This is a genomic window from Psychrobacter sp. UBA3480 (genome assembly GCF_002377945.1).
GTDB lineage: Bacteria > Pseudomonadota > Gammaproteobacteria > Pseudomonadales > Moraxellaceae > Psychrobacter.
Window position 1 is genome coordinate 1 of record NZ_DFQV01000025.1, and the last position, 5,627, is coordinate 5,627.

Annotated in this window: 4 protein-coding genes and 4 pseudogenes; 4 read left to right on the forward strand and 4 right to left on the reverse strand. The window is 43.7% G+C overall.

Annotated elements, in window-relative coordinates:
- Positions 1-676: pseudogene (locus tag B2863_RS10760) on the reverse strand (hypothetical protein); the annotation flags it as partial.
- A pseudogene (locus tag B2863_RS10765) lies at positions 676-825 on the reverse strand (winged helix-turn-helix domain-containing protein); the annotation flags it as partial. The pseudogenes B2863_RS10760 and B2863_RS10765, both read right to left, overlap by 1 nt.
- Here B2863_RS10765 and B2863_RS10770 point away from each other — a divergent pair.
- The 4 genes and pseudogenes from B2863_RS10770 to repM form a co-directional block, all read left to right on the forward strand.
- Positions 819-1,565 (forward strand): annotated as a pseudogene (locus B2863_RS10770) (IS256 family transposase); the annotation flags it as partial. The pseudogenes B2863_RS10765 and B2863_RS10770 sit on opposite strands and share 7 nt — an antisense overlap.
- 154 nt (positions 1,566-1,719) lie before the next feature.
- Complete coding sequence (locus B2863_RS10775) at positions 1,720-2,400, forward strand: hypothetical protein (RefSeq protein WP_283645856.1); 681 nt, start codon at positions 1,720-1,722, stop codon at positions 2,398-2,400.
- Between the two features lie 399 nt (positions 2,401-2,799).
- Positions 2,800-3,186 carry a hypothetical protein gene (locus B2863_RS10780; protein WP_283645855.1) on the forward strand — a complete coding sequence of 129 codons (387 nt, stop codon included), beginning with the start codon at positions 2,800-2,802 and terminating at the stop codon, positions 3,184-3,186.
- Between the two features lie 307 nt (positions 3,187-3,493).
- On the forward strand, positions 3,494-4,471 hold the full coding sequence (repM, locus tag B2863_RS10785; RefSeq protein ID WP_283645854.1) for a replication initiation protein RepM: 978 nt from the start codon (positions 3,494-3,496) through the stop codon (positions 4,469-4,471).
- Positions 4,472-4,783: 312 nt separating this feature from the next.
- Here repM and B2863_RS10790 read toward each other — a convergent pair whose 3' ends face one another.
- Together B2863_RS10790 and B2863_RS10795 are read right to left on the reverse strand one after the other, a co-directional pair.
- Positions 4,784-5,332 (reverse strand): recombinase family protein, encoded by a 549-nt coding sequence (locus tag B2863_RS10790; RefSeq protein WP_283645853.1) that lies wholly within the window; start codon positions 5,330-5,332, stop codon positions 4,784-4,786.
- A gap of 63 nt (positions 5,333-5,395) precedes the next feature.
- A pseudogene (locus B2863_RS10795) lies at positions 5,396-5,627 on the reverse strand (two-component sensor histidine kinase); the annotation flags it as partial.

Consider the following 5,627-nt stretch of genomic DNA (forward strand, 5'->3'; position numbering starts at 1 on the left):
CCGGCTTCACGGATTCAGGAATCAGTAAGACTTTCAATTGACGATTAAACTCAGCTAAATAGTGATGATGCACATCAATCGGCAATGCCAGTAGTACATAGCCTTGATGCTTGGCATTTGTTTGAGCCGAGCTTGCATCAGCACGAGTGGATTGAACACGGCTTGATTGAACGGGCAAAATACTGGCACGGTAATGGTGCTGGTAGGTAATAAGCTCAAACTGACGCTCGCCATGCGTTTGCCATAGGGCAAGCAAATCTAGACTTGTCAGCAAATCGGTTTGCGGTAATGAGGTTTGACTCAAATCCCCGATAAATTTGCCCTTAGCATCAAAGCTTAGAATCGACAAATCATAACCCAACCCCAAGGCGTGCCGATGCGGATTAAGCGGATTTAATTGTGCTTGCGTGAGTGCCAGTTCACCATCAGTCAATAGCGACCGTTGTTCTAACACCAAGCGAGCATGCTCTAAAATCTCGCTGTCCATTTGCTCAAAGTGGGCATTCACTGAATGTTGAATCCACGCATACAACAGCCCCAAACAAATCAATACGCTAATTGCCAATAGCAATACGGTTCGCCAAAGCAGTGATAAGCGTTTGCGGTTGGGTTTAGATGCCGACAACTCTGACAGATGGTCTTTTGTGGGGGTATTGCCAGTGGTTGCATGAGTCATCAGTCTGCCACTTCTAAACGATAGCCCATGCCCCGCACGGTATGAATAAGTTTGGGCGAAAACTCATCGTCCACTTTCATTCTTAATCTGCGAATAGCCACATCAATCACATTGGTGTCGCTATCAAAATTCATGTCCCATACTTGCGAGTCTCTACCCCATCGTCTATTTCGACTGCATTGTCGTCAAAGTGCGTGAAGACAAGCAAATCATCAACAAAGCCATCTATCTGGCATTAGGTGTCAACCTAGAGGGTAAAAAAGAGCTTTTGGGTATGTGGATATCGCAAAACGAAGGGGCGAAGTTCTGGCTCGGCATTCTCACTGAATTGCAAAACCGAGGTGTACAAGATGTCCTCATCGCCTGTGTCGATGGATTAAAGGGCTTTAGTGAAGCCATCAATACCGTCTACCCTCAAACCCAAGTTCAGCTATGTATCGTGCATATGGTGCGTTATTCACTTAAATTTGTGCCGTGGAAGGATAAGAAGAAGATAGCCTCCCAGCTAAAAGCCATCTACGATGCCGATACGCTTGAGATGGCAAGTGCCAATCTTGAGCAGTTTGCCGATGCTTACGGTAATCTGTATCCGCATGTGGTTAAGTCATGGCAGAACAATTGGGATAAGTTGTCGGTGTTCTTTGATTATCCTAAAGACATTAGACGTGCGATTTATACCACCAACGCCATAGAGTCATTAAACAGTGTGATTCGCACAGCAGTCAATAAGCGTAAGGTATTTCCTTCAGATAAGGCGGCGTTTAAGGTGGTGTATCTGGCAACCCATCAAGCATCTAAAAAGTGGTCGATGCCTATCCGCAATTGGACGTCGGCATTAAATCGATTTATGATTATGTTCGGTGAGCGTGTAAGCTTGCATTTAATCTAATCGGCAGTTACACAAAATATGGGATGGGCTCTAAACGTCAGTTACACAGAATCTGGGATGGTCTCTTCAAGGGACACGCGAACTTGCCGATCTGCGTGAAAGTAAGTTATTTATCGTCCCAGCAGCGCCTACGCCTGAATATAAACCCAGTAACGTGAGCAATGACGAGCTAGAGCAAGCTGAATCAGTGGTTGAGCGCGTCAAACAGGTACGTATTCAGCGCCAAATTGCAATCGATGCCGCTGAGGCGCTTGAAAAAGAGCGTATTGCTCAGCAGCAGCGTGACATGGCCGACCAAAAGGAGCGTGAGCGCCTATTAGCGCAAGAAGAAGCGCGTCAGGCGAAGCTTGAGCAGCACCGCGTCCAAATAGCAAAAGAAGAAGCCGACTTTAAGGCGCAACACGACCATATCTCGCATCAAGAGCTATCGAGTCAGCACAGGCTTCTAAAAATCATCGACCAAAAAAGCGACTTTGGCCAACACCTAAGCACCCTACTGCATCTTGATCAGCAAATGAGCGCATGGCAGCGCTACCGCAGTGAGCCGAGTACCACTGACCACCAAAAGCAGCTTACAGACCGTGAACAGCATGAAATTGGCAGCCACATTATCGGCCACAGCCAGCAGCTGCTTGATCACATCAAGTCTATAAGCGACCTATCGACAAGAAAAGCCCACACCAAAACCTTAGAGCGCGTCTTTGATGACATCAAAGATCGACAACAAAGCGCCCTCAGCCCCGAACACCAGCGCCAAATGCGAACGGTAGCCGCTGAAATCACTGGTTATCGCCGTGATATCAACCGCAGCCGAGGCATGAGTCCTGGCTTTTAAGCTCACAAGCAATACTAAACGACACTGACGGTCGCATAGAATCACCTCAGAGGCTTCTCAGGCATCCCACAGCGCCATTTTGATGCTAGGGTACCCATAAGCATATAAACCACCCTAAAAACGCCTACAGCGCCATTTAGAGACCAAATAGCATCATAACTAGCGACTAGGAACGATCCATGCCAGAAAAAGACCTCTCTATCCGACTAGAAGACCTATCAAAACAAAGAAACCTTACTGCAAACTGAATTTGTTGAAGCCATTAACAAAGAGATCGCTAGAGTCTTAAAGGTCAATGAAGACAACTACCATAAGCGTATTGATGAAGGCTTCACTAAGCACATCACTGATGCGAGTGATACGTTCTTAAAAACAACAAAGCTGCTTAATAAAGACTTAGTGAAGATACAGACCTCTGTTACCAGTGTTGCTAGTAACCTTGACGATACTAAAGACAAGATAGCTGAGCTAAATGTAGATGCCTCCAAGCAGATGCTGGATAACGTTAAGCGAGAGTTTGGCCGTCAATTAATACTAACTTTGGTCGTTATGGTTGTTGTGGTATTAGCATTAGCCTCTGGAGCAGCTTGGCTGTTTATTCCTAGCAAAAGCGAGATAGCAAAACGTCAAGATGATTATCAATATCTGGAAAAGGCTGGTGTGGCTCATAACATTGTCAAAATAAGTGGACAAGATGGTCACTATGCGAGGATTGATCCCAAAGACTGTTTTGAAGATGAGAAGAGTTCGTTCTATAGCCAATCAAAGCTATGCAAATTTAAGTAACTTACTTCCTAAATCAACCATTAAAAATAGCCCTTTGTTTTTTAAGCTTATCCACAACCAAAAATGCTTTTAATGCTTTTAAATGCTTTTAAATGCTTTTAAGCTCGCTACAGGCCTTGCGGTATAAAGCTTACAGAGATAGTATGACGACAAATTCCTACCCGTATGACGACAAATTCCTACCCGTATGACGACAAATTCCTACCCGTATGACGACAAATTCCTACCCGTATGACGACAAGTAATTATTTGACTATAAAAAGTCTATATTATATTATGTCGTTATATGTTTCTAATGGTGCTAGCTATGAAAAATGACAAGACCGAATTGGTAGTAAAATCGAATCGTCTTAATACAGCGATTCAGAATTTATCTCTGGCTGAGATTAGATTAATACAGTTAGCTATTATTGATAGTAGAGAGCAAAACAAAGGTCTTAGTTCTGATACCCCATTAAGAATAGATGCTATGAGATACGCTGAAGTTTTTGAAGTCTCTAAACAAACTGCTTATGAGGCGCTTATAGATGCAGAAGCTAACTTGTTTGAGCGTCGCTTCACTTTTATGGATGAACGTGCTCTTAAAGTTAAATCACGTTGGATCAGTCAAGCTACATATATTGACGGTGAGGGAGCGATAGAGGTAATATTTACCCCTGCTGTTGTTAATGAGATCACGCGTATTCACGGAATTGAGCAGTTCTTTACAAAATATACTCTAGAACAAACGGCACAATTAAAGAGCTTATATGCTGTAAGACTTTACGAGCTTCTCATACAGTGGCGTGAAGCTCGTAAAACCCCGTTATTTGAATTAGAGACTTTCAGAGAGCAGCTTGGTCTAGGAGTTAATGACTACAAACGCATGAGTGACTTCAAACGTCGTGTTTTAGAGTCGTCTATAAAAGAAATTAACGAAAAGACAGATATAAAAGTTAGTTATACCCAAGAAAAAAAGAGTACTACGATAGTAGGCTTCAAATTTGTAGTTCGTGAGAAATCGAAACCTAAGGCTAAACAGGTAGCTGAGGCTCGCGATGTTGATAACGGTGATATGTTCACTATAGATGGATTGTCTGACAAGCAGCTGTGGCGTATCAGTCGGCATAAAGAGTTTATAAGTACATATAGCGGTCTTGCTAAAGGCGATGCTGGGAAGAGCTGGTCAGCATACAGCGACTTTATAGTCGGTGAGATCAAGAAGGACGCTTCTAAATTCAGTAAAAAACGCCCTATACGTGAGTATTTAGATGGGAATGAAGAGGAATACGATTTCTCAAAATAGCGAGAGAAACTGACCACCTAGAACAGTCTGTTATAAGCGGTTCTCTTATAGTGGTCTGTTTTAGGTAGTCTGTTAATAGGTTTTTGTGGCTTTTACGTCGGTTCCGCTAGGGTATAGTTAATTCAAGAAAGGTAACGATTAAAACTTGGCTGAACAGCGCTTAAGTCCATTAAATAATCAGTGTATCTTAGGGCGTTATTGTCATGAGTAATTATAATAACAGTAGTGAATTTTTCTTTTATAAATCCAATTACTGCCAGCGCGTTCTTCTCATCAAGAGATGCAGTAGGCTCGTCTAGGCTATTTCTCAGCTTAATCCTCAACAGGGCAATACTTATACAGAGTGCTTCGACTGATGCCAATCATACGAGCCACCTCAGCATACGTTTCTCCATCGTTTATCAATGCTCGAGCAGTTCGGATTTTAGTGTCATCAATCGTTGGTCTGCCTGTGGGTAGCCCTTTTTGTTTGCGGGCTTCTACTCCTGCCATGATGCGTTCCCGAATCAGTTCCCGTTCCATTTCAGCAATCGTACCCATAATCACCAGCAGCGCCTTTCCTGCAGGGGTAGATTGGTCAATGTTGTCAGTAATACTAACCAGGGTTGCCCCAACCTCATCGAGTTGCTCACAGATATTGATGAGATGCGACACACTACGACACAGACGGTCAAGCTTCCACACCACCAGTTCGTCACCTGCTCGCAAGGCTTTCATCAGCTGTGCCAATTCAGGACGGTCTCGATTTGCTCCACTCGACTGTTCTTGATAGATGCGTTCACAACCATAGCCCTCTAACGCATTGAGTTGAAGCTGAGGGTCTTGATGGATGGTAGATACCCGAGCATAGCCAATCTTCATAATTTAGACACCGATAGTTGGACAGTTATTTACGGACTGTTTTTTGGACACTTGCAGGGGAGTTTAGCTGAGTTTTATGAGTTGTTCAAAAACCAAGACATTATAAGACATCGCCAAAGGTTTTAGCTCGCTGGGCATGGCATCAACCATAATACGATCATTTAGGGTATCGGTGCGAATGCCTGCCATTTTTTGCACAAAGGTGGCAAGCGGAGCAAAACCGACATAAATACTGATTGCGGTGACAGACAACAACAACAGTGCCATGCCAATCACCTGAATCCGTGAGACCGGC

What these genes read in the sequence shown, in the direction of transcription:
- repM (WP_283645854.1), top strand. Translation starts at nt 3,494, where the DNA reads ATGAAAAATGACAAGACCGAATTGGTAGTAAAATCGAATCGTCTTAAT.
- B2863_RS10790 (WP_283645853.1), bottom strand. Translation starts at nt 5,332, where the DNA reads ATGAAGATTGGCTATGCTCGGGTATCTACCATCCATCAAGACCCTCAG.